23 protein-coding genes and 1 pseudogene are annotated in these 22,927 nt (G+C 69.0%); 10 read left to right on the top strand and 14 right to left on the bottom strand.

The window, feature by feature from the left end:
- The first annotated feature begins 68 nt into the window (after positions 1–68).
- Positions 69–275, top strand: coding sequence for a hypothetical protein (locus A3IC_RS0105140; protein ID WP_026217904.1), 207 nt, complete (start codon positions 69–71; stop codon positions 273–275).
- 265 nt (positions 276–540) lie between these two features.
- Here A3IC_RS0105140 and A3IC_RS0105135 read toward each other — a convergent pair whose 3' ends face one another.
- From A3IC_RS0105135 to A3IC_RS0105125, 3 genes are all read right to left on the bottom strand, one after another.
- Positions 541–1,785 carry a hypothetical protein gene (locus tag A3IC_RS0105135; RefSeq protein WP_020549003.1) on the bottom strand — a complete coding sequence of 415 codons (1,245 nt, stop codon included), beginning with the start codon at positions 1,783–1,785 and terminating at the stop codon, positions 541–543.
- A 188-nt stretch (positions 1,786–1,973) separates the two neighbouring features.
- The gene (locus A3IC_RS0105130) at positions 1,974–2,240 is read right to left on the bottom strand and encodes an SHOCT domain-containing protein (RefSeq protein WP_020549002.1); all 267 of its coding nucleotides are present in this window, start codon (positions 2,238–2,240) and stop codon (positions 1,974–1,976) included.
- A 45-nt stretch (positions 2,241–2,285) separates the two neighbouring features.
- On the bottom strand, positions 2,286–2,729 hold the full coding sequence (locus A3IC_RS0105125) for a DUF6325 family protein (protein WP_020549001.1): 444 nt from the start codon (positions 2,727–2,729) through the stop codon (positions 2,286–2,288).
- 272 nt (positions 2,730–3,001) lie between these two features.
- Here A3IC_RS0105125 and A3IC_RS0105120 point away from each other — a divergent pair, with 272 nt between their 5' ends.
- Positions 3,002–4,618: an MFS transporter gene (locus tag A3IC_RS0105120; RefSeq protein ID WP_020549000.1), complete on the top strand. Its 1,617-nt coding sequence runs from the start codon at positions 3,002–3,004 to the stop codon at positions 4,616–4,618.
- 39 nt (positions 4,619–4,657) lie between these two features.
- On the opposite strand, the gene A3IC_RS0105115 is transcribed toward A3IC_RS0105120, so the two are convergent.
- From A3IC_RS0105115 to A3IC_RS52570, 3 genes are all read right to left on the bottom strand, one after another.
- Entirely contained in the window at positions 4,658–5,182 is a 525-nt protein-coding gene (locus A3IC_RS0105115; RefSeq protein WP_052173203.1) for a hypothetical protein, read from the bottom strand.
- Between the two features lie 117 nt (positions 5,183–5,299).
- The gene (locus A3IC_RS0105110) at positions 5,300–5,695 is read right to left on the bottom strand and encodes an SHOCT domain-containing protein (RefSeq protein WP_020548998.1); all 396 of its coding nucleotides are present in this window, start codon (positions 5,693–5,695) and stop codon (positions 5,300–5,302) included.
- Positions 5,696–5,924: 229 nt separating this feature from the next.
- Positions 5,925–7,346, bottom strand: coding sequence for an MFS transporter (locus tag A3IC_RS52570; RefSeq protein WP_052173202.1), 1,422 nt, complete (start codon positions 7,344–7,346; stop codon positions 5,925–5,927).
- Between the two features lie 462 nt (positions 7,347–7,808).
- Between A3IC_RS52570 and A3IC_RS0105100 the strand changes: the two genes are divergently transcribed.
- Positions 7,809–8,585 (top strand): ferritin-like domain-containing protein, encoded by a 777-nt coding sequence (locus tag A3IC_RS0105100; RefSeq protein WP_020548996.1) that lies wholly within the window; start codon positions 7,809–7,811, stop codon positions 8,583–8,585.
- Between the two features lie 76 nt (positions 8,586–8,661).
- Here A3IC_RS0105100 and A3IC_RS0105095 read toward each other — a convergent pair whose 3' ends face one another.
- On the bottom strand, positions 8,662–9,495 hold the full coding sequence (locus tag A3IC_RS0105095) for an arylamine N-acetyltransferase family protein (RefSeq protein WP_026217902.1): 834 nt from the start codon (positions 9,493–9,495) through the stop codon (positions 8,662–8,664).
- A gap of 156 nt (positions 9,496–9,651) precedes the next feature.
- Between A3IC_RS0105095 and cysD the strand changes: the two genes are divergently transcribed.
- Together cysD and A3IC_RS0105085 are read left to right on the top strand one after the other, a co-directional pair.
- Positions 9,652–10,605 carry a sulfate adenylyltransferase subunit CysD gene (gene cysD, locus A3IC_RS0105090; protein ID WP_052173201.1) on the top strand — a complete coding sequence of 318 codons (954 nt, stop codon included), beginning with the start codon at positions 9,652–9,654 and terminating at the stop codon, positions 10,603–10,605.
- A 2-nt stretch (positions 10,606–10,607) separates the two neighbouring features.
- Complete coding sequence (locus A3IC_RS0105085; protein ID WP_020548993.1) at positions 10,608–11,927, top strand: sulfate adenylyltransferase subunit 1; 1,320 nt, start codon at positions 10,608–10,610, stop codon at positions 11,925–11,927.
- 176 nt (positions 11,928–12,103) lie between these two features.
- Here A3IC_RS0105085 and A3IC_RS0105080 read toward each other — a convergent pair whose 3' ends face one another.
- A complete protein-coding gene (locus A3IC_RS0105080) occupies positions 12,104–12,805 on the bottom strand; it encodes a TetR/AcrR family transcriptional regulator (protein ID WP_020548992.1) in 702 nt (233 codons plus the stop codon).
- A gap of 93 nt (positions 12,806–12,898) precedes the next feature.
- On the opposite strand from A3IC_RS0105080, the gene A3IC_RS0105075 reads away from it, so the two are divergent.
- The 3 genes from A3IC_RS0105075 (at position 12,899) to A3IC_RS52565 (ending at position 15,857) form a co-directional block, all read left to right on the top strand.
- Entirely contained in the window at positions 12,899–13,873 is a 975-nt protein-coding gene (locus A3IC_RS0105075) for an alpha/beta fold hydrolase (protein ID WP_020548991.1), read from the top strand.
- Positions 13,874–14,328: 455 nt separating this feature from the next.
- Positions 14,329–15,054 carry an ABC transporter ATP-binding protein gene (locus tag A3IC_RS0105070; protein ID WP_020548990.1) on the top strand — a complete coding sequence of 242 codons (726 nt, stop codon included), beginning with the start codon at positions 14,329–14,331 and terminating at the stop codon, positions 15,052–15,054.
- Positions 15,051–15,857, top strand: a complete 807-nt coding sequence (locus A3IC_RS52565; RefSeq protein ID WP_020548989.1) for an ABC transporter permease — start codon at positions 15,051–15,053, stop codon at positions 15,855–15,857. The genes A3IC_RS0105070 and A3IC_RS52565 overlap by 4 nt, the downstream gene beginning before the upstream one ends.
- Before the next feature lie 72 nt (positions 15,858–15,929).
- Here A3IC_RS52565 and A3IC_RS0105060 read toward each other — a convergent pair whose 3' ends face one another.
- From A3IC_RS0105060 to A3IC_RS0105050, 3 genes are all read right to left on the bottom strand, one after another.
- A complete protein-coding gene (locus A3IC_RS0105060) occupies positions 15,930–16,763 on the bottom strand; it encodes a class II glutamine amidotransferase (protein ID WP_020548988.1) in 834 nt (277 codons plus the stop codon).
- Between the two features lie 410 nt (positions 16,764–17,173).
- Positions 17,174–18,625: a purine-cytosine permease family protein gene (locus A3IC_RS0105055; protein WP_020548987.1), complete on the bottom strand. Its 1,452-nt coding sequence runs from the start codon at positions 18,623–18,625 to the stop codon at positions 17,174–17,176.
- 426 nt (positions 18,626–19,051) lie between these two features.
- The gene (locus A3IC_RS0105050; RefSeq protein WP_245599152.1) at positions 19,052–19,807 is read right to left on the bottom strand and encodes an alpha/beta fold hydrolase; all 756 of its coding nucleotides are present in this window, start codon (positions 19,805–19,807) and stop codon (positions 19,052–19,054) included.
- A gap of 160 nt (positions 19,808–19,967) precedes the next feature.
- Here A3IC_RS0105050 and A3IC_RS0105045 point away from each other — a divergent pair, with 160 nt between their 5' ends.
- Positions 19,968–20,732: an AraC family transcriptional regulator gene (locus A3IC_RS0105045; protein ID WP_020548985.1), complete on the top strand. Its 765-nt coding sequence runs from the start codon at positions 19,968–19,970 to the stop codon at positions 20,730–20,732.
- Between the two features lie 294 nt (positions 20,733–21,026).
- Here the strand turns inward: A3IC_RS0105045 and A3IC_RS0105040 are convergent, their stop codons facing one another.
- The 3 genes and pseudogenes from A3IC_RS0105040 to A3IC_RS72930 form a co-directional block, all read right to left on the bottom strand.
- The gene (locus tag A3IC_RS0105040; RefSeq protein WP_020548983.1) at positions 21,027–21,545 is read right to left on the bottom strand and encodes a SixA phosphatase family protein; all 519 of its coding nucleotides are present in this window, start codon (positions 21,543–21,545) and stop codon (positions 21,027–21,029) included.
- Positions 21,546–21,687: 142 nt separating this feature from the next.
- A pseudogene (locus A3IC_RS70605) lies at positions 21,688–22,061 on the bottom strand (GNAT family N-acetyltransferase).
- Complete coding sequence (locus A3IC_RS72930; protein WP_342666710.1) at positions 22,001–22,228, bottom strand: VOC family protein; 228 nt, start codon at positions 22,226–22,228, stop codon at positions 22,001–22,003. Before A3IC_RS72930 ends, A3IC_RS70605 begins: the two are co-directional and overlap by 61 nt.
- Before the next feature lie 157 nt (positions 22,229–22,385).
- On the opposite strand from A3IC_RS72930, the gene A3IC_RS68305 reads away from it, so the two are divergent.
- Positions 22,386–22,910, top strand: a complete 525-nt coding sequence (locus tag A3IC_RS68305; RefSeq protein WP_158695806.1) for a hypothetical protein — start codon at positions 22,386–22,388, stop codon at positions 22,908–22,910.
- Positions 22,911–22,927 lie beyond the last annotated feature (17 nt).

Below are 22,927 nucleotides of genomic sequence, written 5' to 3'. Positions count from 1 at the left end.
GGCCGCGGCGGGCGACGATGGCACACGAGGGATACACGATCCCCGGTCCCGGCCCGGAGGAGTGCCGCATGCGCTACGAATTTCGCGTCGCGGGCGCCGTTTCGAAGCCACTCGGCGAGGCTTCTCCCGAACTCGACCGAACTCCGATGCCCGATCACACGCTGTTCCACGGCGGGGTGACGGACGAAGCGCACCTGTACGGGCTGTTGATGCGTTTCCAGTCCCTGGGCCTGAGCGTGGTCGAGATGCGGCAGTTGCCGGACCGACCCACCTGAGGAGGAGACATGGCCACCCTTGTTCGACCGCAGACGAGGCAGCCGCGGATGGAGCGGGAACTGTGCGCGGCGCTACTGGCGGGGGAAAGGGCATACGAGCAACTGATGGTCTCTCCGCGACCGGATCCGCGCCTGCTGGTCGAACTCCGCAACCGGGCCCACGCATTGACCGAGGCGGCCGCCTACCCGTCCGCGAACACACCGCGCCCGCGGTCGGAGCGGATCCGGCGCCGCTGCGTGGCGGCCGATCGCGGCGCCGAATGGATCATGTCGCACTGCCACCGACCGGGCCCGACCGTCCCTTCGGGGCGTGTTCGCTCGACGGTGTCGTTCGTCCGGTCGCGGCCAACAGGGCGATGATCGCGAGCAGGACGAGGAGCACGGCCACGAGCAGCAGGATCGTCAGCGCGGTCGGGTGGTTCCACAGGGCGAACCACAAGGCGACGAGCAGAAGTGCGCCGATGACGAGCCACCGGCGCTGGGCGGCCACCCAGGTGCCCACCCGTCCCGTGCCGATCCCGTGGGCGCCGGCCCGCCGCGCGATGGAGTCGGCGGTACGGTCCATCGATCCGCGCAGGGCCCGCGGCAGCCGGCCCGCGCCGGACAGGTACGCGCCGATGGCCACGACCAGGCCCAGGACGATCCCGGTGCGGACGCTGTTCTTCAAAAAGCGCAGCAGCGTGTCGAAGATCGCCGAGGCCGCCGCGCGGGACTGCACCTGCTCGGGCAGGTGGTCGAGGTAGAAGCGGCGCGCGATCGCCAAAGCGATGGCGATGATCAGGCAGGCGGCGGCGGCGCCCAAGGCGGTGGCGACCAGGGCCCGGCGGCGGCGCCGGGCCAGGAATACCCCGATCGCGCCGAGCAGCACGGTGATGACCGGCAACCAGTTGCCCAGCACGTCGAGCGCGTGTGCCGCGCTTCTGATCTTCTGCAGCTTGTCGGACCGGATGAGCACCATCTGCTTGTCGACCTCGGGAATCTTCTCCGCGGGGCTGACCCCGGCGGCCACGAGATCGCGCTTGACCGTCTCCACGGCGGCGCCGACATCCAGGGTGACGGTGCCCTCGTCGACCCCGACCGCGCCCCGACCCTTGCCGGTGAGCGCGTGTACGAGGGCCGAGTGGGCGGCCCGGTTGGCGTCGGTCCACACCGTCTCGAACCTGTCGCTCCGGACGAAGCGGGTCGCCGCCTTGTCGGTGACTTGAGTAACCGCGTCGTTCAACTCCGGCGCCAGCCCCTTCACCGCTTGTCCCACCCGAGGCGGCAGACCTTGGGAATCGAGCCAGGCCGCGACATCGGAGGTGACCTGGACGCCGTCGACCCGGACGTTGACCGCCTCGGTGATGCGGTTCACGGCGGCCGCTTCGATCGCCGGGTTCGACGCGAGCGGGGAGACCGTCTCGACGTACCGGTCGGTGTCCAGCACGATGTCGTGCACCCACACCGTGATCAGCGAGACCGGTACCAGGATGCAGGTGAGCGTGATCAATACGGCCGAAAGCGTGCTCATCACAATCCGCCCCGCACGCGAGCCGCCTCCTCGGGCCGGTGTACGAGAGGCCCGTGAGGACGCGTCGTGAGGCGGCTCGGCCTGCGTGCTCATGTCACTCCCGGGGCGGCTGCGACGAAACTGCCATACGGATCAATGAGTACACAGTGTGACGGTGCGCGCACGTCGAGTTGGACCCATGCGGGTGATCAAGAGCCGAGGATCCTGGCCTTTTCGGCCTCGAACTCGCTTTCGCTGAGCACGCCTTGGCTTTTGAGCTCGCCCAACTCCTTGAGCTGGGCGATCCTGCTGCTCCCGTCGTCTGCCGGTGCGGGTGGGGCTGGTTCGGCCTGGTAGGTCGGCTGCTCCTGCTGGGCCCAGCGGCCGGCCTGTCGCCGGGAGACTCGGTTGGAGACCGCGGTGGCGGTTCCGGCGACGACGGCGGTGCGGGCGACGCCGCGAAGAAGGCCTGGCATGGTTCATCTCCTTGACGGGTTCGGGGGGAGGCGCTCGAAAACGATTCAGGCTTTGGACTCGGCGGCATCGAGCGAGGCCAGGATCTCCTGGACCGGGATCCGCCCGTCGGCGACGAGCCGGGCTCCGCCGCGCCGCAGGGCGGCAGCGAGCGGGCCCGCCCACACGTTCTCGTAGACGAGGATGGCAGCCGAACTGCCGGGTTCCAGGATCCCGCTCGCGTCGTCGATCTCGTCCTGGCCGAGCAGGCCCGAGGAGACCCCTTCGAAGACGGCGAGGTCGAGGTGGTCGTCTCCGGTCAGGTCGGCGAGTTCGGCGCCTCGGACCGATCCGTCCAGGTCCTTCTTGACGAAGATCAGGTCCAGGATCCGGATGATGCCCCGGTCGACCAGATCGATCAGGAGGGGCAGTCCCTCGCCGGTCATCCGACTTCCCGGAAACTCGATCACCAGGTAGTCGATCGGTCCGGGCTCGTTGGGTTGGTCGCTCACGTCGACTCCTCGTCCGGTCGGGTGATGGGAACATGCCGGTGCGGTTGGCCTCCCGCGCTTTCGAGGCGCGGGTGGTTCGATGACCGTCGCCTCCGCCATTGCACCAGCGGACCGGCGGGGACGCATCTCGGCCGCGGCTCGGCTCTTCGGGGCCATCGTCCGGCCGCGTATCGAGCGTCGCCACATTGCCCGGCGGTGACGGGCGCCTCCATCCGGCTGACATTGCGGCGGGGCGGGCCTGTGCTCGTGCAGGCCGTTGGGACGATCTGTCCATGGCAGCTGACGCGGGCAAGCGGGGGCGCGCGTCGGGGCCGGGACTGGTTCTGCTGCCGCTTGTCCTGGGGCAGTTCCTGATGGCACTCGACAGTTCCGTCATGAATGTCTCGATCGCGACGGTGGCCGAGGACGTGGGTACGACAGTGACCGGGATCCAGGGAGCGATCACGGCGTACACGCTCGTGATGGCGATGCTCATGATCCCCGGAGGCAAGCTCGGCGCGCTCATCGGCCGTCGGCGCGCGTTCATGATCGGTTGCGGCATCTACGGCTGTGGTTCGCTGACGACCGCGGCCGCCCCGAACCTGCCGGTGCTGTTGCTCGGGTGGGCGTTCCTGGAGGGAGTCGGGGCGGCGCTCATCCTGCCCGCGATCGTGGCGCTGGTGGCGGGCAACTTCCCGGTGGAACGCCGTCCTTCCGCGTACGGGCTGGTCGCGGCCGCGGGGGCCGCGGCCATCGCGGTGGGGCCGCTGATCGGTGGTCTGGCGACGACGTACTTCTCTTGGCGCTGGGTGTTCGCGGGCGAGGTCGTCATCGTGTCGGTGATCGTGGTGCTCGCCGGCCGGATCGCCGATGCGCCGACCGGGGGACGTGCGCGGATGGACGTCGTCGGAGCCGTGCTGTCCGCCGGCGGGCTCGGGGCCTTCGTCTTCGGCGTGCTCCGGTCGGCCCAATGGGGGTGGTTCCAGCCGAAGCCCGACGCGCCGGCCTGGCTCGGGGTCTCGCTGGTCGTCTGGCTGATGCTGGCCGGCCTGGCCCTCATCCGGCTCTTCCTGTCCTGGGAGGCCCGGCTGTCCGCACGGGGTGGGGAGCCGCTCGTGGATCCGGCCATGCTGCGCAACCGGCAGCTCACCGGCGGCTTGACGATGTTCTTCTTCCAATACCTCGTGCAGATGGGCGTGTTCTTCGTCGTACCGCTCTACCTCTCGGTTGCCCTGGGCCTCTCGGCGCTGGCGACCGGCGCACGCATTCTGCCGCTGTCGCTCACGCTGCTGGCCGCCGCGATCCTGATCCCACGGTTCCTCCCGGACGTCTCGCCGCGGCGCGTGGTGCGGATCGGGATCCTTGCGCTGCTCGCCGGGGCGGTGGCATTGATGGCGGCGCTCGACGCGGACGCGGGCGCCGAGGTCGTCACCGTGCCCCTGCTGCTGATCGGATTCGGCATGGGCGCGTTGGCGTCGCAGCTCGGATCGGTCACCGTGTCCGCGGTTCCGGACGAACAGAGCACGGAGGTCGGCGGCGTCCAGAACGCCGTCACCAACCTCGGCGCCTCGATCGGCACGGCACTCGCCGGGTCGATCCTGATCGCCGCGATGACGACATCGTTCCTGACCGGCATCGAGCAGAACCCGGCGGTCCCGGCCGAGGTCACGAGCCAGGCGAGCGTGGAACTCGAGGGTGGCGTGCCGTTCTTGTCGGACGACCAGCTCACGTCTGCCCTCGACAAGGCCGGCACGGCGCCGGAGGTGGCGCAAGCCGCCATCGAGGCGAATACCGCGGCCAGGCTCGACGGCCTGCGCGCCGCACTCGCCGTCCTCGCCCTCACCGCGCTCCTCGCGGTGTTCTTCACCGGACGGATCCCGACAACCCAACCTCGCTCGGCAACGCCGTAGTGGTGCCCCCAGGTGCACCCTGCCCTGCCGCGCCGCCGGTCAGTGCCCGAGCGCTGCTTTGGCGGCGACGATGATCAGACCGAGTACGAGATTCACCGCGCCCTCGACTGCCACTTGGCCGCGCCCGGCGCCGGCCGCGGCGCCCCCCAGGCAAGCCCACACGACCTGCTGGACCACGGCGACGCCGAGGGCCAGCCATGGGGTGGTGCCCAGGCCCAGTCCGAGGACGGGGCTGATGGCGACCGCCGCCGCAGGCAGGGCGGCGGCTTCGACCATGGACCACTCGTGGCCTGCGACGCGGCGTACCTCCGTCCAGGTCCAGCTCGTACCGACCAGCCGTTCACCCACCAGGAGCGCGTAGACATGCGCGGCCCAGAACACCAGACCTGTGATGACGAGCAAGAGGACGAGCTGGAGTCGCGGGTAGGTGCCCAGAGCCCCGGCGGTGGCCACCACGGAGGCCGCGAGCAGCGACCCGTACACGGCACCGGCGTAGTCGGTCCGGCGCGTGCGGGGCGCGCCGCGCTCACGTGAACCGTGGGACCGGCCGGTGGGATTGCACACGTTCCCACGGTAGGAGCCCGCAGCGGCCGGCGCCTGTCGACGACGTGCCGTCGGGCGAACGGTCCGCTCGTTCGACCGGGGCGCGTTGCGCGTTCGCCCGAACTCCTGGGCAGGGGGTCAGGCAAGCAGTTTCTGCTTGGCGCGCTCGAACTCGTCGGCGGAGATGTCGCCGTTGCTCTTGAGCTGCGCCAGCTTGGAGAGCTCCTCGACGCGGCTGTTTCCCTGATTGGTGCCGGCGGCATCGCGGATGTACGCCTGGAACGCCTCGTTCTGTTGCTTGGCCTGGGCGATGTCGCGCTTGCCCATGCCCGTGCCGCGGGCGATGACGTACACGAACACACCCAGGAAGGGCAGCAGGATCACGAAGACCATCCACCCGGTCTTGGCCCAGCCGCTCAGGCTGTCGTCGCGGAGGATGTCCGTGATGATCCGGAAGAGCAGGAAGAACCACAGGATCCACAGGAACAGCCACAACATCGTCAGGAACGCGTTGAGGAGTGGGTAGTCGTCCATTTGGGTGACTCCTATCGTTCAGGGCGACGACCGGGAGTATGCGCAGACAAGCACACGCTCGGCCTCGGCCCATGCGCGTACCCACGATCTTGACCTTTCTGCCAGTGCACCGCGGCCCAGCCTGTTCCGCAACCGCTGGAGTGGGTAGCAGTGGGCGGCGCCGGGGCCGATGGGGAGACCATCGCGGACCGAATCCGGTGCCGTTGTGTGTGTCGAATGTGGAGACGACTCACGCGGCTTCGTGCGATGGGGGAGGAGTGGTACCCGAAACCGGGCCGTGCGGGAGGGACAGTGCGGCTGCGAGCCCGACGAGCCCCAGGACTGCCAGCGTGGTCATCGCGGCGGCGTACGCATGGGTGGTGAGGCCGGAGACGAGGATGGTGCCGGCGACGGCGGTTCCGAGCGATGAGCCCAGATTGGATACGCTGCGTGACAGCCCGGAGATCTCGCCCTGACGCTCCTCGGAGAAGCTCGACTGCACGACATTGACCGACGGTGTCAGCATCACCCCGAGTCCCAGGCCGATCAGCAGCAGTCCGGGTGCGAAGGCCCAGGCGCTGGGGGAACCGCTCACCGTGGCCAGCAGGACTGCGATCCCGGCGATCGTCACGACGAAGCCCGTCACGATGAGGGTGCGCTGTGGGTGCCGTTTCGCCAGGCGTTCGGCGGCCAGTGAAGACACGAGCAGGCCGAGCGTGGCCGCTGTGAAGATCACGCCGGTCTGGATCGCGTTGTATTCGCGCACGACCTGTAGATAGGCCGCGACGGTGAACGAGGTGCCCATGAGCAGCAACCACTGAATGTTCTGTGTGGCGAGACCGAGGTTGGAGGTGCGGTCGCGGAACACACTCGTCGACAGGAGCGGCTCCTCACCGGCCTGCTCCTTGGCCCGGATGGAGCGGAAGAACAACAACAGTACGACTGCGCCGAGGACGAGGAGACCGATCATCAACCAGACGTTGTTGTCGGCTGCCAGGATCCCCATGACGATGAGGATGAGGCCGACGGCGGAAAGGATCGCTCCGACGGTGTCGAAGGGGCGCGTGGGGTCCGGTGGCACGGGGTCGTGGATTCGGCGGCTCAGCATGATGATCAAGGCGATCACCAGGGCCTGGAACACGAAGGCGGCCCGCCAGCCGATGCCCGAGGTGATGAGTCCCCCGATCAGCGGTCCTGCCGCGGCGCCGATGCCTCCCAGCGCCATGATGGCCCCGAACGCGCGGGCACGTGAGGCTACTTCCGTGAAGAGAAGCGTCGCAAGGATGTAGACGGGCGGGATGAGCAGCGCCGTGCCGACACCTTCGAGAATGGAGTTGCCGAGGATGAGGACACCCAGATTCGGTGCGGCCGCGCTCAGCAAGGCGCCGACGGCGTACACGGCGAGACCGGCAAGGAAGCACCGCTTGCGGCCGTAGCGGTCGGTCAGCTTGCCACCCGGAATCATCAGCGCCGCCATGACCAGAAGAAAGATCGTGATCGCGACCTGCACTCCCTGCACGCTCGTGTCCAGGTCCGTGCTGATGTCGTTGATCATCACGTTCATGTTCGAACCGGCGAAGCTGCAGATGAATTGCGCCAGGGCGAGCGGGACCAGCACGCCGCGCAGCGTGCTCGGCGTTCGCGCTCGCCCCGCGGCGTCCGCTTCAGACACCAGTTCCGCCTCATTCCGCCGTGTCGAGCCGCTTGTCGAGGGCGATGGCCGCGGTAATCAGCGCGAGGTGCGTGAACACCTGCGTCCGGGGAGGTTTTCGGGCCGTGCCGGTAGAACGCGGGACAGCGGGCACCCGGGCGCCTTTCAGCCCCGGTCAACACCGCTCCGCCCTGTCTCAAGCGTGCGCGCCGGCGGAGCTCTCCGCACTCCGAACAGGTACGCAGCCCGGCCGTGTCACCGGCGTCCGCGACGCGGAACGCCTCCTGATTCGCATCGACCCGAACATCCACCGCGGACAACCGTCCACCGGTCGACGGCGTAACCGAACCCCGCCCACGCTTCCACCCGGTTTCGCTTCGCCGAGAGGTGGTATCCGAGTTTGTCCAACGATTGCTCCGGTACCTGATCCAGTGACCGGGTTCAGCGGCCTACACGGTGCCTGCGGAAAAGGAAGGCCCGGTCATGCTCAGCCCCCGCGGCATTTTCCAGGAGATCCACCGAAACGACGAGGCGTTCCGGCTGTTCTGTAGCATCGCCGCGAAAGGCGAGAGCCAGGGCGGATGGGAGAACGGGCGGATCGCCGCCTTGGTCTCCGACCCGGGACTCGCGCCCAAGGTCGCGCGGCACGGCGCCGACGAGGAGAAGCACGGACGCATCTTCAACGCCATGCTGCGCCGTCGCGGGCTCGATCCGGTCGACGTCCCACCCGAGATGGATTACTGCATACTGCTCGAACGCCAAGGCATCGGCCTCGCTCACGAGCGGCTGTGCCGCGACGAGCCGATGACCGAGGTCGACATCGTCGAATACCTGGTGCACAGCCGCGTAACCGAGCAGCGCGCCGCCGAGGACATGCGGATACTGAGCCGGTACCTCGGCGGCGAGCCGGACATCGGCCGCGGCATTCGGATGATCTGTGACGACGAGGAGAACCACCTCGCGTATTGCCACGAGGAGCTGCTGCGCCTGTCCGCGTGCGGCTGTGAGATCGACATCGGGCGCGCTCTGCGGAAGACCGCCCGCGCCGAGATCAAGGTGAACCGCGACGTGAGCCTCGCGGTCATGGACCGCATGGGTCACCTGCTCGGCTGGTCGCCCGGCCGGCGGCTGGCGCTGAAGGCCGGTATCCGCTTGGCGTACGCCTACGACCGGCTGTTCGGCACCCGCCGCATGGTCGAACTGCGCCCGCCGAAGCGCGTCAACGCCATGGGACCGAGGCTCGCCGAACCGCGGACCTGAACGACTCCACGTTCGCCGAACGCGTGATCCACCGAGCGCTGCCCGATGCCTGTACGGCATCGAGGCAGGCATGCGCTCACGTCTGTGCTGCGGCCGCCTCGGCTGCCCGTGCGAGGAGGCGCTGTTCCTCGTCCGTGGTGAGCGGGACCTCCAAGGCGCTTAGCCAGTAGGCGAGTTCGCCGTCGCGGAGCGGGCGGTGCTCGGTGGGCGCATCGGCCCGGCGTACCGTGAGCGTGGCGTGGGTGACGGTGACGTGCCGGTCGGGCAGGTGGCGGGTGATCATCAGCGTGCGCTTGAAGTGCGACGTCGGATGGGTGCTCGTGTAGTAGTGGCCGATCTCGACGTCGGCGGGCAGCACGGCCAGTTCGTCGGTGGAGTGCATCATCAGCCAGGCGTTGTCCCGCCGGCGGCGCATCTGCCAGCCTCCGTCAAAGTGGTCGATGCGGTAGCGCCAGCCCAGGTGGTCGTCCTGCGCGCCGTCCGCCAGCGGGATCGGGCGCAGCACGCTCATCCCGAATCCCGGGTCGCACAGCAGCCGTTGCCCGTCCGGCACCGCTTCGACGACCATGTGGGTCCGGCCCTGCAGGCTGCCGTCCGCAGGGTCGCCGACGCGCCCGAGATGGCGGCGTACGTCGTAGCCCAGTCGCTCCAGCACGGCCGCGAAGAGCGTCGAGTGCTCGAAGCAGTAGCCGCCCCGACCCCGGCCCACGAACTTCTCCTGCACCCCCTTCAGGTCCACTGTGCCGGGCTGCCCGAGGAACACGTCGATGTTGTCGAACGTGAACGTCCGGACGTGCGCCTCGTGCAACTCGTCCAGCGCCTCCCGCCCCGGCGTCCGCGCCGGGAGGCCGAGTCGCGCGAGGTAGCCATCGAGGTCGAGCCCGTCCACCTGCCAAAGGTCGGTAGTCACGCACCCCAGTCAACCAGTGCCCGGCTCCTGCCCACTTCGAGGGTGTCGACGAGGAGGCCGGGCAATCACTGTCCGCCATATTGCATGCCAATCGAGTTAGCTTCTTGAGAAGTTACTTCGGTAGAAGCTAATTTTGCGTTGCTGACAAGCCGTCAGATGCCCGAAGGAGCGTCGCGTCTCGCCTGCAACGGATCGGAGTCAACCGTGAGTCGTCGGCTCACCCATCTGAAGGCCCTCGAAGCCGAGGGCATTTACATCATCCGCGAGGTCGCGGCGGAGTTCGAGAACCCCGTGTTGCTGTTCTCCGGCGGCAAGGACTCGATCGTGATGCTGCACCTGGCGATCAAGGCATTCGCCCCGTGCCGGCCGCCGTTCCCGGTGATGCACGTGGACACCGGGCACAACTTCCCCGAGGTCGTCGCCTTCCGGGATCGACGCACGGCCGAGGCGGGCGTACAGCTGATCGTGGCGTCCGTACAGGAATCCATCGACGCGGGCCGCGTCGTCGAGGAGACCGGGCCGCGGGCGTCCCGCAACCGGTTGCAGACCACGACGCTGCTCGACGCCATCGACAAGCACCGCTTCGACGCGGTCTTCGGCGGTGCGCGGCGCGACGAGGAGAAGGCCCGCGCGAAGGAGCGGGTGTTCAGCTTCCGCGACGAGTTCGGGCAATGGGACCCGAAGAACCAGCGCCCCGAGTTGTGGAACCTCTACAACGGGCGCCACCGGCCGGGCGAGCACATCCGGGTGTTCCCGTTGTCCAACTGGACCGAGCTGGACATCTGGCAGTACATCGCCGACGAGAAGGTCGACCTGCCGCCGCTGTACTACGCGCACCGGCGCACGGTGTTCGAACGCGACGGCATGCTGCTCGGCGTCACCGACGTCACCCCGCTCCTCGACGGTGAGGTGCCGTTCGAGGAGACGGTCCGCTTCCGCACCATCGGCGACGCCACCGGCACCGGCGCGGTCCGATCCACCGCGGCGAACGCCCACGAGGTCGCCGCCGAGATCGCCGCCACCCGCGTCACCGAGCGCGGCGCCACCCGCGCCGACGACCGCATCTCCGAAGCCGGCATGGAAGATCGCAAACGCGAAGGGTACTTCTAGACATGACCACCGGCACGCCAGCACCGGGCATCCCGACTCTCGGCACGATTCCGGCGACAGCCCAGTCCACGGAACTGTTGCGGATCGCCACCGCCGGGTCCGTCGACGACGGCAAGTCCACACTCATCGGACGGTTGTTGTACGACTGCAAGGCCATCTTCGAAGACCAACTCGCGTCCGTCGAGGACACCTCGCGGCGCCGTGGCCACGCCGCTCCGGACCTGTCCCTGCTCACCGACGGCCTGCGCGCGGAGCGCGAACAGGGCATCACCATCGACGTCGCGTACCGCTACTTCGCCACGCCGAGGCGCAAGTTCATCGTCGCCGACACCCCCGGGCACATCCAGTACACCCGCAACATGGTCACCGGCGCCTCCACCGCCGACCTCGCGATGGTGCTGATCGACGCGCGCAGGGGCGTCCTCGAACAATCACGCCGCCATGCCTTCCTCGCGTCGCTGCTGCGCATCCCGCACCTGGTGCTGTGCGTCAACAAGATGGACCTCGTCGACTACGACCGGAGGGTCTTCGAGCGCATCCGCGCCGACTTCACCGAGTTCGCCGCGCGTCTGGACGTACCCGACCTCACCTTCGTGCCGATGTCCGCGCTGCGCGGCGACAACGTCGTCACCCGCAGCCCCAACATGCCCTGGTACGAAGGCACTTCGCTGCTGCGCCACCTTGAAGAGGTGCACGTCGCCTCCGACCGCAACCTGGTCGACGTGCGCTTCCCGATCCAGTACGTGCTGCGGGCCCGCGGCGACGAGCACCGTGACTACCGCGGCTACGCCGGCGCCGTCGTCGCGGGCGTACTCCGCCCCGGCGACGAAGTCGTGGTCCTGCCCTCGGGCTTCGGCACCCGCATCGCCGCGATCGACGGCCCGGACGGCCCGGTCGCCGAGGCGTATCCGCCGATGTCGGTCACCGTCCGCCTCGCCGACGACCTCGACGTCTCACGCGGCGACATGATCTGCCGCCCGGACAACCGTCCGCGCGCCGGCCAGGACCTTCAAGCCATGGTCTGCTGGCTCACCGAGCAGAGCGCGCTGACGCCCGGCGCCACCTACACGGTCAAGCACACCACCCGCACCGCCCGCGCCAGGGTCACCGACGTGCGCTACCGATTCGACGTCAACACCGGGCACCGCGACCGCGACACCGCGGCCCTCGGCCTCAACGAGATCGGCCGTGTCGCGTTGCGCACCACCGCACCGCTGTTCCACGACCCCTACCGCCGCAACCGCGGCACCGGCAGCTTCATCCTCATCGACGAGGCGACGAACAACACTGTCGGCGCGGGCATTCTGTTGGACGACGCGTGAGCGCCTTGCGAATACCGGGCTCGACTTCGCCCGGGCCGGGTCGCGCGCCGCGACGGCGGGCGGCTGGGCGCCGCGCGACCGTGTGGTTCACCGGACCGTCCGGCTCGGGAGAATCGACCGTTGCTTGTGTGGAGACGGGATCTGCCGTGACGGATCTTTGCTCCGATCCTCGCGGATCAGACCGCATCGGAGTGGAGGAGGCCGGTGAGGACGCCGGTGACGATGCGGTCGAAGAGGTGTTCCACCGGCTCGTCGTCGTCGGCATTCTGGGCAGCGAACGCGGCGGCCAGGTGGGGGTGTTGGCCTGAAGTCGCGACGTGGGTCAGGTAGGCGGCCCGGGCCTGCTGCCATTGGGGGAGGGTCCGGCCGGCGCGGGCCTGGGTGATTTCCGTGCGGGTGAGTGCGGTGACCACGGCGCTGAGGACGGCGATGGCCTCCAGCTTGGCGCGGTACGGGACTTCGAGACCGGACAGCGCACCCAGCGCGCCTTCGAGGTATGCGACGGTGTTGGGGCCGAGTGGGGTTCGCGTGGCGGTCGCGTCGAGGAGCCAGGGGTGGGCGAGGGTGACGCGACGGCTCTCGTGGGCGAGGCCCAGGAGGTCTTCGAGCCAGTCGCCGCCGGGTTCGGGGTGCCGGATCTCGGAGTGTGCGCGGTCGACCATGAGTTCGACGAGTTCCTCGCGCGTGGCGATGTAGCGGTACAGCGAGGCCGGACCGGCGCCCAGGGCGTCGGCCACGGCGCGCATGGTGACGGCGGCCAGGCCGTGGGCGTCGGCGAGTGTCACCCCCGCGGCGGCGAGAGTATCGCGGTCGTAGCCGGGCGCCGGTCCGCGCGCGGCGCGTTCCGGGCGGAGCCAGATGCTGTCGGCCGTGGCCACGACGATGCCTCTTTTCACTGCGAACGATGTATGCAGTATGGTAGCGCGCAGAACTGCGAACATCGATCGCAGTTGAAGTGAAGGAGGGACGCGATGGCTGCGACCAGGGATTCCGCGCAGGACGATGCTCCCGCGGCGCGCTCGTGGACGCCGACCAGGTATGCCCACAACGGCCGGGTGAAGATCGCGTACGACCGGCTCGACGGCTCGCACGGTGAGCCGCTGCTCCTGGTGATGGGCCTCGCGACGGCGCGCTTCTGGTGGCCCGACGGCCTTTCCGGAGCGTTCGCGGATGCCGGCTTCGAGGTCGCCCGCTACGACCAGCGTGACGCGGGCGAGTCGACGCGGATGCCGGATACGGCGACGGGCAACCCGTTCAAGGCGTTGTTCGGCAAGCGCGGCGAGGCGTACACGGCCGAGGACATGACGGACGACGCCGTCGCGGTGATGGACGAACTCGGCTGGGAGCGCGCGCACGTCTTCGGCCATTCGCTGGGCGGGCTGATCGCCCAGCGGCTCGCGCTGCGGTACCCGGAACGGGTGCTCAGCCTCACGTCGTCGGCCGCGCTTCCGAGCGACGTGTCCGGCCTGGGCGTGCTGCGCTACCTGCGTTTCGGGCTGTTGGCCAAGCTCGCGCGCGCCGAGTTCCCCGAAGGCCGCGAGGGCGACATCGAGGCGTCTCTCACGGTGTGGCGAGGGATCGCCTCGCCCGGCTACCCGTTCGACGAGGAGGCGGCCCGCGCGTGGGTCGAGGCCGAGGTCGACAGCGGGCCGCGCGACAAGAAGGCCCAGAGCCGCCAGATCGGTGCGCAGTGGCACGGGCCGAAGCTGGTGAACCTGAGGCATCCCACGCTCGTCCTGCACGGCGAGCAGGATCCGATCCTGCGGGTACGGGCCGGGCGTGCCACGGCCCGGGCGATTCCCGGCGCGCGCCTGGTCACCTACCCGGGCGTCGGCCACGACCTGCCCGCGGCGCTGTGGCCGGACGTCGCGGGGGAGGTGGCCGGGGTGGCGGAATCGGCCGCAGGGGCACCTCGGCGCACTCCGGCTCCCGGGACGCTCGGCTGATCGCGCGCACCGGGCGTCGGGCGGGGAGCCGCTCGGGGTCGGCGCCGGCGCGGCGGAGGGGCCGACGCGCTCGCGCATCGTTCCGGTCGATCCGGCGCCGGCCGAGCGATTGGTCACCGGCGGCGATGCGCGTGGGACAGTCCTCGTGCGGTCCGGCCCGCCGCCCTGGTCCTGACGTCGGACGTGGCCGCGCCGCAACCCTTGTTCCTCGGTGGTACCGCCGCTCGGGCCATCCCGGCCGGCACGGTCTTCGCTTCCCGAAGTCGTCCGGGACGGATGCTCGACGCCGACACCCTTCGATGGGAGCCCGACCGGCCCTCGTTGCACCGGCCTCGGCGTTCTCCCCCGTCCGGGGGAGAACGCCCCCACGATCGGGGGATCTGTCGTGGGGCCGAGGGCGGCAGCCTTGGGACATCAGGGCGAGCACTCGCCACGGTGACCAGCCGGGGAGCACGATGATCCACATTCGGAACCTGACGAAGCGTTACGGCGACGTCCTCGCGGTGGACGACCTCACGTTCGACGTCGCGCCGGGCAAGGTCACCGGCTTCCTGGGTCCGAACGGATCCGGGAAGTCCACGACGATGCGGATGGCCGTCGGGCTCGACCGGCCCTCCGCCGGCACCGCGACGATCGCCGGGCGGACCTACGCGGAACTGCGTGAGCCGCTGCGGCATGTGGGTGTCCTTCTCGACGCCGGCGCGGTGCACAAGCGCCGCCGGGGCCGTGACCATCTGCTCTACCTCGCCCGGTCCAACCGCATTCCCGCGGCCCGAGTGGACGAGGTCCTCGAACGGGTCGGCATGACCGACGCTGCCTGTCGTCGGGCGGGCACCTACTCGTTGGGCATGCGTCAACGTCTGGGTGTGGCAGCGGCGTTGCTGGGCGATCCCGAGGTGCTGATCCTCGACGAACCGGTCAACGGCCTCGACCCCGAAGGCATCCGGTGGATCCGCGATCTGCTGCGGTCGCTGGCCGCCGAGGGCCGCGCGATCTTCCTGGCGAGTCACCTGATGAGCGAGATGGCGCTGACGGCCGACCACCTCGTCGTGATCGCCGCAGGGCGGATGCTTGCCGACTGCGCCCTCGCCGACTTCGTCGGCGAGGGCGAGTCCCTGGAAGACGTCTACCTGCGACTGACCGCCGGTCGGGAGCAGTTCGTGGGAGGTGGTCGGGCATGAGCAAGGCAACGATCGAGGCGACCCGACGCGATGGGCTCCTTCGCGACGAGGCATTTCCCGCGGCGCTGGAGGCCGAGTGGATCAAGATCCGCTCGGTGCGCTCCACCCGGTGGCTCCCGGTGGTGACACTGCTGGTGAACGTCGGACTGGGCGCGCTGCTCTCCGCGTTGGTGGCGGCCGACCAGAAGAAGGACGACGGAGCCGACTACGACCCGCTGACCCTGGTGCACTACGGGTTGGGTATCGGGCAACTGACGCTGATGGTCTTCGCGGTGCTGGCGGTGTCCGGTGAGTACGGCAGCGGCACGATCGGCCCCTCCCTCACCGCGGTACCCGATCGTCGGATGTTCCTCGCGGCCAAGTTCACCGTGGTCGCCGGCATCGCCACTGTCGTGGCTGTGCCGTCGGCGGTGTTGTCGACGCTGGCCGCCCGGGCGCTGATGCCGATCGGGCACATCTCCCTCACCGATCCCCTCGTGTGGCGGGCGGCCTTCGGGCATGCGGCCTACCTCGTGTTGCTCGCGGTGCTGAGCACCGGCGTCGCGTTCTGGCTGCGTACCCCGATGGCGGCGCTGGGCCTGCTGTTCCCGCTCTTCCTCGTCGGCACCGTGCTCGTCACCGCGATCCCGGGTGTCGCCGAGTTGGGCGGGTTCACGCCCGAGAGCGCGGGAAGGCGCATCACCCACGAGCACGCCTTCGAAGACTACGAACTCGCTCCGTGGATCGGCCTGCTCGTCATGGCCGGCTGGGCACTCGCGGGCGCGACGGTCGGGGCGTGGAAGCTCCGCAACCGCGATACGTGACACCGAAACCCTCGAATCGGCGAACCACCTGCGGGCCCGCGAGGACGAGTGGGGTGGGGACCGGCCCGGACGCTACGCGGACACCGGGCTGAAGGGGTGCAACTCGTCCCCACCGGGCTGCACGACGCCGTAGCTGCTCTCGGGGACCTCGTTCCAGGCGCCGGGAAGATCGCCGGAGGGCTCCGACACGATGAGGCGGGTCTCCTCGGATACCTCGCGCAGGAACGCCAGGTCGGGGTGCAGCGCTCGCAACGTCTCCACTCGGGTGCTGTAGAAGAGCGAGCGTGAGGCCGTCTGGCTGGAGTAGCGGAATGCCCACAGCCGTTGTCCGTCGGTCAGCGCGATCGTCATCTGCAGCGGGAACTCCACACCGTGCCGGTGGCCGGTGCTTTCCACCAGACCGGCCATCCGCGCGACGGCGCCCGGCGGGTCGTCCTCCAGGCCGAAGGTCAATGCCAGGAAGAACATGACCTCGGAGTCCGTCGATCCCTCGATGTCGGGAAACAGGTCCGGGTCGATGGCCAGCGCCAGTTCTCGCTTCATGCGGTGGAAGTCGGCGACGGCGCCGTTGTGCATCCACATCCAACGCCCATGACGGAACGGGTGGCAGTTGCTCTGTTGCACCGCCGTGCCGGTCGAGGCCCGGATGTGAGCGAAGATCAGGGGAGAGCGGACGTGGTCGGCGATCTCTCGGAGATTGCGGTTGCTCCACGCCGGGCCGGTGTCCCGGACGAGCGCCGGGGCGTCGATGTCGGGTGTGTACCAACCGACGCCGAACCCGTCGCCGTTGGTCGTCTCGACGCCGAGCCGCGAGTGCAGGCTCTGGTCGATCAGGGAGTGCGTCGGTTTGTAGAGAATGGTGTCGAGCAGGACGGGTGTCCCAGCGTAGGCAAGCCAACGGCACATCGGCTACCGCCTCCCGGTCTTCGAGTCGGCGCGGCGCCCGAACGGCCCACGAGCACGTCGTACGGGATCGTCGTGCGGGATCAGTGTTTCGGAGGCCGTCCCTGCCTGGGCGATCGAGAACCTCCGGAACTTCGGCGACGCAGTGACGGGACGCTTCCGCATCGAGGGCGAGGACGTCCGCGCTTCCGCCGTCCGGACCCCACGGCCCCTCCTTCGACACTAGGCATCCTTGCCGGTGGGTGCACCCGGACGGGCGAAAGCCGATGTCGGGTGAGCAGGGGTCGCACCGCCGGTCGGCGGCTGACACACGTGTGCCGCCCCTGTGCGGTCCCGACGCGAGGGACCGCACAGGGGCGGCATGGTTTTGTGTGGTGGCAGGAGAACCGCCGTCCGCGCGGGGTGCGCGGTCGTCAGCCGACCGGCGCCTCGGTGCGGGTGGCGCCGGCCTGCGGCTCGGCGGGGCGGATGGTTTCGGCGGGCGGGTTGGCGGTACGACGCGCCCAGACGTAGTAGAGCGCCGACGTGACGACGAGGCCGACGAGCCAGGAGATGTCCGCGCCGTCCAGCTTCTTGGTGATCGCGCCGGTGTACAGCTTGGTGGCCAGGAACGGGATCTGTACCAGCACGCCGACGACGTAGCAGGTCAGGGCGGTGACGTTCCAGCGGCCGTAACGGCCGTTCGGGTCGTACAGCGCGGGAATGTCGACGCGCTCGCGCGAAACGAGGTAGTAGTCGACGAGATTGATCGCGCTCCATGGTGTGAAGACCATCAGGAGCAGCAGTACGAAGTTCTTGAAGTTGGTCAGGAAGTCCGCGCTGGCCGCCATCGCGATGACCACCGAGACCGCGGTGAACCCGATGATGTACGCGGCGCGGGCGGCCTGCGAGATTCGCGAACGCCCGTCGAACGCGGTCACGATGGTCAGGATCGACATGAAGCCGCCGTACGCGTTCAGGCAGTTGACGGTCAGCTTGCCGACCACGATCACCAGGTAGATGAGGAACGCCAGGAACGCGGGGCCCGCCAGATCACCGAGGAAGCCGACCTGGTCCGGCAGGAACGCCTTGCCCGCGACGGCCGCGGTGAGCGCGCCCAGCGTCATGGCGATCTGCGATCCGACCACCGAGCCCGCGAATGTCGACCAGAACGTCGCGCGGGGGCTGGTGCTGCGCGGCAGGTAGCGCGAGTAGTCGGCGACGTACGGGCCGAAGGTGAGCTGCCACCCGGCGCCGAGGCCGACGGCGAGCAGGAACGTCGCGCTGTCGAAACCCGTTACGCCCACATGCGCGCCGACGTCGTACTGCGTGAAGAGGCGGATCATCAGGTAGCCGAGGCCGAGCACGCCGACGACGGTCGCGACGCGGCCCGCGAGGTGGATCAGACGGTAGCCGGTGACCGCGACCACCGCGGTCAGTGCGCCGAAGATCAGGATGCCGACCTTCGCGTTGTCGATGTGCAACATCTCGCACACCGCCTGACCGGCCAGGACGGTGCCGGTCGCGGCGAATCCGAGGTACATCAGGATCACCAGCAGCAGCGGTAGGACCGCACCGTAGACGCCGAACTGCGCCCGGCTGGAGATCATCTGCGGGACCCCGAGTCGCGGCCCCTGTGCCGAGTGCAGCGCCATGACGGCGCCGCCCAATACGTTGCCGATGAGCAGCGCGAATATCGCCCACAGCGCGTCGGCGCCGAAGACCACCGCCAAGGCGCCGTCGACTATCGCGGTGATCTGCATGTTGGCGCCGAACCACAGGGTGAACTGGCTGAGCGGCGTACCGTGCCGCTCGGCATCGGGGATCACCTCGATGGTGCGGCGTTCCATCGCGAGACCCCCCTCGGGGGTTTGCTCGATCGGCATGTGCGTCACTCCCAAGGCGTAGCGGCGATCACGCCGAACTGTGTCTGTCTGCTCCGCCGAATCTGGCATGGAGATGAACAGACTGCAAGATCATGAATGAAGAATTTCATGCGTCGGACACCGCGCGGCCCTGCGGCGCAGGCGCCGGAGGCTGCTTGATCCGGTACCGCGACGGACCGCAGGTACGGGCGGCCTGCGCCGTTCAGGCGTGCCGGGGGCGCTGCGGGCGTCGGAGGTCGGGAGGAGGCTGTGCGGCCTTCAGGCCGTTCCGCCGGGGCGGTGCGGTGCGGTGCCGGTGGCGGCGCACTGGGGTGCGTGACAGCGCCTGGTGTGTCGGCCGTCGCCGGGCTGCGGCGGGGTCAGGACCTTTTCGGCCGTGGGGGAATGGCAGCCCTGCCGCCTGTGTGTCGACGCATCCGCGAAACATCAGCCAAGCAGTAGTGCGGCGACCGCCTCCGGGGCCTCGTGCATGGCGTCGTGGCCGGTTGGGAGGTCGTGGACCTGCCACTCGGGATCGGCTTGGAGTCGGGTGCGGAGTTCAGCGAACGGCGTCCGGTCTTCCCATCCCGAGCAGTAGACGAACTCCCGACGGGGGACCCGGGCGAGCGCGCCGGTGAGCCGGATCGTCTGCAGGAACGAGGCGAGGGGATGGGGACGGCGGCGGGGATCGCCGCCGTCCGGCGGTCGGACGGCGTAGCCGGTGGCCGCAGCGCCGGCAGCGAACACTTCCCGGAAGTGCTGGTTCGTCGACGACCAGCACGATTCGCCATCGCGCGGCACGTAGGCGTCGAGATGCACCAGTCGCGAGATCCTGCCGTCAGCGCGATCGGCGGCGGCGGCCACCACCATCCCGGCGTAGCTGTGGCCGACCAACGTCGCGCTGGTGATGTGGGCGCGATCGAGGAGCCGCAACACGTCGTCGGCGTGCGTGTCGAGGTTGGCGGTCGCGACCGTCGCGTTGTCGTCGTCCGGCCGCAGACCGGTCAGAGTCAGGGCGTGAACGGTATGACCGGCACGCTCCAGCAGCGGAACCACCGCCTCGAACGACCAGGAGCCTTTCCAACCGCCGGGCACAAGAACGAACGTCGCCATGCGTTTCTCCCTTTCTCCAGCCGCGGCATCGAGGCACGCCGCCTCGATGACATGTGGTTCGGTCGGGCGCTTTGCGCGACCGACGACCACTCCGCATGTAGGCAGTCTCACCGGATCAAGGTGTGGCTTGATACCGCTAGGATGCCAACCGATGCCTGTTCGCCGCCAATCTCGCCTGATCGCCGGTGTGACGTCATATGTGTGGCCGTCCGGCGGGCGCCACCTCTGGCCATCCGGCGAAGCAAGCGCAGTGCAGGCGCACGCGCGGGGACACCTGGTATACGCAGCCGACGGCGTCTTGGCGGTTCACACCGAGCGCGGCACGTCGATCGTTCCCGCCAACCGGGTCGCCTGGACCCCCGCCGGGTTCACGCACTACCACCGCGCCCACGGCGACACCGATATGCGGATCGTCTTTCTCGCGCCATCCCTCGCCCGGCTCATACCGGACGATCCCGCCGTGTTCCTGGCCTCCGACCTCGCCCGCGAGGTGCTGCTCGCCCTGACCGGGCCTCGCAACCACGACGACGCCGCGCCCGACTACAACCGCTCCGCGCGCTCTCGCCTCCTTCGAGTCCTCGTCGATGAACTCCGCGAAGCACACGAACAGCCACTGCACCTGCCGGAGCCACGGGACGACCGACTGCAAGCCATTGCCCGGATCTTGTACGAGACGCCGGCGAGCAGCGCCACGCTGGCCGAACTCGGGAAGACCATCGGAGCCAGTACCCGCACCCTCAGTCGACTGTTCCGCAACGAACTCGGCATGACCTTCTATGAGTGGCGCACGCAACTACGCATCTACCACGCCCTCGTGCTTCTCGCCGACGGCCACGACACCATCCAGACCGCCTACGCCTGCGGATGGGCCAACCCCAGCAACTTCATCGCAGCGTTCACCAACATCATCGGAACGACCCCGGGCCGCTACCGAACCAGTCGCCGGAGCACCGCCCCAGGGCAGGTGCGCGGGCACCGCAACCGCCATACGAGCGAAATCGCGCGATCCTCGTGAATGCGCAAGAGCACGCCGGTGATCGGTGCGCTGCGCGGTTGCGGCGGGCCCAGGCCCGTGGCACACCCCCCGAACCGAACCGTTTCGCCGGTGATCCGCGACCGCGGATCACCGGCGAAACGACCGAGGGCGAAGTGGCGCGGAGCCTTGGGCCGGGCGGTCTCGATGCGTCGAGCCGGGTCGGCCTGGACACGCTGAACGCACTTCACCGACAGCACGCGCCGGTGTGACACGTTGGGCGCCCGCGGGACGGCTGTCGCGTTTCGCGGACGACCGATGGGATCTCGGAGTGGCCTATTCGTGCGGGGGCCAGAAGGCGACGAGACGAGCGACGCCGTGCTCGACGGACTTCCAGGAGCCGGCGAAGGTGAGAACCGCGATCGCGGACGTGGGGAAGCCGCTGCGGTTCAGCCGCGGCAGGAGATCGCCTTCCGCCTCACCCGCGAGGGCGTCGGCCAGTGCGTGCATGCCGGGGTTGTGTCCGATGAGCAGGAGGTCCGCGACTTCGTCGGAGGTCTCGTTGACCAGCGCGAGGAGCTCCCCCAGCGAGGCCTCGTAGAGGCGATCCTCGTAGACGGTCCTGGGGCGCTGCGGCAGTTCGCCCACCGCGAGTTTCCAGGTCTCCCTGCATCGCGCGGCCGTCGAGCACAGCGCCAGGTCGAGGACGATACCGGCGGCGGCCAGTCGCCTGCCGGCGTTCGGCGCGTCCTTGCGGCCCCTTTCCGCCAACGGACGCTCGTGATCGTCCTCGTCGGACCATTCGGACTTGCCATGTCGGAGCAGCACCAAGCGGCGGGTCGGTTCAGCAGTCATACGACTCAAGCTACACAGATCGAAGTCGTTCGGTGACGCAAGGTGGCCGATGGTTCCGTCATTCGGCATGCCGGGCGTACGCGGACTCGCGTGACACCCGAAGTGCCTTGGAGGCCGGCGGCGGTGTCACCCCTTGCGCGCATCAGTAGTGGATCGGGAAGCGATAGACCGTCGACTCCCGAGCCTGGAAGCCGAGACGCTCGTACAGCCGGTTCGCTGCCGCACGATCCGGCCGGGAAGTGAGATCCACCGTTCGGGCGCCAGCCTCTCGAGCGATCCGCAGGGCCTCCTGGGTGAGGAGTGCTGCGATTCCCTGGCCTCGCGCCGCACTGTCGACAACCACGTCTTCGACGCGGGCCCGCAATCCGGACGGCAGGGGCAACAGCACCAGAGTCAGGGGGTGCCGACGATTGCCTCGGGCGTCCGGGCGACAAGCAGCGTGTTGGCGTCCCACGTCACCATCCGGTCGATGGCTTCGTAGTCCAGGGGCTCGGCCGTCGCGGATGTTCGCGCCACCGGCGTCGCGCAGGACGAGCCAGTCGGGCTCGTCGGGCGCCCCGTCCGAGGGGGGTTCCGTCGCTGGGGCGGTAGGACAGTCCGAGCAGTCGACGGTAGAACTCCGCGAGCGTTCTCGGTTCGGTGGTGTCCAGGACGGTTTGCGCAAGCCGTGGGTGATCGACCATGGCTGCCCGTCTGCCCGGATGCGATGCGAACACTCATTCTTCCGCCGACCGTGTACCCACGCGGCGACGAGAACGGCTTCGGCCGCACGTGCGGTCGGTTGGGGGAGCGCGGTGTTCCGGGCGAGGGTCCGGGGTTACAAGAAATGTCCACCCGAATATGTACCCGACGGAAGATAGGATCGCATTCGGTGGGCTTCCCGAAGTTTTACCGGCGCGAGAGTCGTTCATTGCCAAGGTAAAGAGGCATGCCGGTAAACGGTCGCGATCCCTGTGGTGGCACGGAATTCGGCTTCTCGCGGGCAAGGACTCCGCGAAGCCGGTGATCGAAAATGTGCGGCGCGAGGCCGAGAAGGACAGGAGCGCGGGCGAGTTCACCGATTTGGACCAGCGCCGACGAGGAAGGCGCGTCGTTACCCTCGGCGTGACTCCCAGAGCATCCGCCTCGGTCGCGGCTCCTCCCGCACTCGCCCAACGAACCTTCCGCATGGGGGATTGGGTACTCACTCCTCGGGCCGCGACATTCCTCAAACGATCCCCGCACGCCTGTATCGAACGTGCGGGAGACCGCATCCCGCTTCGCCACTGCTCTGCCGACATGGAGCAGTTCGCCCTGACGATGTTGTTGATCGCCGCGGAGTACTCACGCCGCCTCGACGATGTCCTGGACGATCCACGATCGTGACCCCCGGGCGCACTCGC

The sequence above is a fragment of the Embleya scabrispora DSM 41855 genome, from assembly GCF_000372745.1.
Lineage (GTDB): Bacteria > Actinomycetota > Actinomycetes > Streptomycetales > Streptomycetaceae > Embleya > Embleya scabrispora.
Note: the sequence above shows the minus strand (reverse complement) of the source record. Positions and strands in the feature narration are given on the sequence as shown.

Bases quoted from the DNA above. Each gene is read 5' to 3' on its own strand.
- A3IC_RS0105075 (WP_020548991.1), top strand. From the start codon at position 12,899: ATGGCTGCGACCAGGGATTCCGCGCAGGACGATGCTCCCGCGGCGCGC.
- A3IC_RS0105130 (WP_020549002.1), bottom strand. From the start codon at position 2,240: ATGCCAGGCCTTCTTCGCGGCGTCGCCCGCACCGCCGTCGTCGCCGGA.
- A3IC_RS0105085 (WP_020548993.1), top strand. From the start codon at position 10,608: ATGACCACCGGCACGCCAGCACCGGGCATCCCGACTCTCGGCACGATT.
- A3IC_RS72930 (WP_342666710.1), bottom strand. From the start codon at position 22,228: ATGGTCGATCACCCACGGCTTGCGCAAACCGTCCTGGACACCACCGAA.
- A3IC_RS0105135 (WP_020549003.1), bottom strand. From the start codon at position 1,785: ATGAGCACGCTTTCGGCCGTATTGATCACGCTCACCTGCATCCTGGTA.
- A3IC_RS0105070 (WP_020548990.1), top strand. From the start codon at position 14,329: ATGATCCACATTCGGAACCTGACGAAGCGTTACGGCGACGTCCTCGCG.
- cysD (WP_052173201.1), top strand. From the start codon at position 9,652: ATGCCCGAAGGAGCGTCGCGTCTCGCCTGCAACGGATCGGAGTCAACC.
- A3IC_RS68305 (WP_158695806.1), top strand. From the start codon at position 22,386: ATGTACCCGACGGAAGATAGGATCGCATTCGGTGGGCTTCCCGAAGTT.
- A3IC_RS52565 (WP_020548989.1), top strand. From the start codon at position 15,051: ATGAGCAAGGCAACGATCGAGGCGACCCGACGCGATGGGCTCCTTCGC.
- A3IC_RS0105110 (WP_020548998.1), bottom strand. From the start codon at position 5,695: ATGGACGACTACCCACTCCTCAACGCGTTCCTGACGATGTTGTGGCTG.
- A3IC_RS0105055 (WP_020548987.1), bottom strand. From the start codon at position 18,625: ATGCCGATCGAGCAAACCCCCGAGGGGGGTCTCGCGATGGAACGCCGC.
- A3IC_RS0105100 (WP_020548996.1), top strand. From the start codon at position 7,809: ATGCTCAGCCCCCGCGGCATTTTCCAGGAGATCCACCGAAACGACGAG.
- A3IC_RS0105120 (WP_020549000.1), top strand. From the start codon at position 3,002: ATGGCAGCTGACGCGGGCAAGCGGGGGCGCGCGTCGGGGCCGGGACTG.
- A3IC_RS0105060 (WP_020548988.1), bottom strand. From the start codon at position 16,763: ATGTGCCGTTGGCTTGCCTACGCTGGGACACCCGTCCTGCTCGACACC.
- A3IC_RS0105040 (WP_020548983.1), bottom strand. From the start codon at position 21,545: ATGACTGCTGAACCGACCCGCCGCTTGGTGCTGCTCCGACATGGCAAG.
- A3IC_RS0105140 (WP_026217904.1), top strand. From the start codon at position 69: ATGCGCTACGAATTTCGCGTCGCGGGCGCCGTTTCGAAGCCACTCGGC.